Below are 1234 nucleotides of genomic sequence, written 5' to 3'. Positions count from 1 at the left end.
GAAAAGTTTATGATGGCTCCTTTAAGGTAAATGTTTTAAAATGGATGAAAACGAACCAGGCGTCCTTAACTGAAACTGCCCTTAACTTCGATATTTCTGCGCCGTCCACAATCTGGCAATGGCAACGTTCTTTCGAAAGAAATGGTGTTGATGCCTTGTATCGTGGTAAGGGGCAACCAAAGCTAATGCCAACGAATAAACAAAACAAGAAAGTTAAGAAGCAAAGTGAACTAGAACATTTACGCGAAGAGAACGAATTACTAAAGATTGAGAACGAATATCTAAAAAAATTGAAGGCCTTGGTTCGATCACAACAAGACGACGAGCACAAATCATCCAAGAATTAAGGTCGAGCTATAAGCTTGTCAAGATCCTCAAAGTAGTTGGAATGGCCAAAAGTACATACAGCTACGCTGTAAGTCACGTTGCCGTTGATAGCGACAAAGACGCGGGACTTAAACAAACAATTACTGATTTCAAGACTAAGGCTCCTGCGGCGGGTTATCGTCAGGTTACTGGGCAATTACGCGAAATGGGTATAGTCGTTAACCACAAGAAAGTATTACGCTTGATGCGAAAATTAAACCTACTGTCGACTGCCTTTAGTAAACAATCTCGAAAGTATAATTCTTATAAAGGAACGGTTGGCACTATTGCGAAAAACAGACTTAACCGCCGGTTCATGTCAGATCGTCCTTATCAAAAATTAACGACAGACATTACTGAAATTCGTTGGGGCAAGAAAACGATTGAAGAGCGTGCTTATTTTACGTGTATCTATGATTTGTTTTCTGGCGAAGTACTTAGCTATAATATTTCTTTAAATCCAACTGTGACATTCACGACAAAGGTTTTAGAGTCAGCAATCAATCGCATTCCCAAACAATTAGGTTATCGCACAACAATCCATTCAGACCAAGGATTCCAATATCAGAATATTCGTTGGGTTCAGATTTTGAAACGACGTCGAATTATTCAAAGTATGTCTCGAAAAGCAACCTGTTTAGATAACGCCGCAATGGAAAGCTTCTTTCACATAATGAAAGCAGAAGTGTACTATCAAAAAGAGCTCAATACGCTTGAAGAGTTAACTTCAGCAATATCGAGCTGGATTCAATATTATAATTTTTCTAGAATTAAAACAAAACTGGGTGGTAAGAGTCCGGTTAAATACCGAACTCTTACCACCCAGAAAGTTGCTTAAAGTTTCGTCCAATATTTGGGGTTCACTTCA

Annotated in this window: 1 pseudogene; it reads left to right on the top strand. The window is 38.8% G+C overall.

Annotated features, from left to right (window positions below):
• A pseudogene (locus FD44_RS09960) lies at window positions 1–1204 on the top strand (IS3 family transposase); the annotation flags it as partial.
• Between the last annotated feature and the right edge of the window lie 30 nt (window positions 1205–1234).

Source organism: Secundilactobacillus malefermentans DSM 5705 = KCTC 3548 (genome assembly GCF_001436395.1).
Classification (GTDB): Bacteria; Bacillota; Bacilli; order Lactobacillales; family Lactobacillaceae; genus Secundilactobacillus; species Secundilactobacillus malefermentans.
Note: the sequence above shows the minus strand (reverse complement) of the source record. Positions and strands in the feature narration are given on the sequence as shown.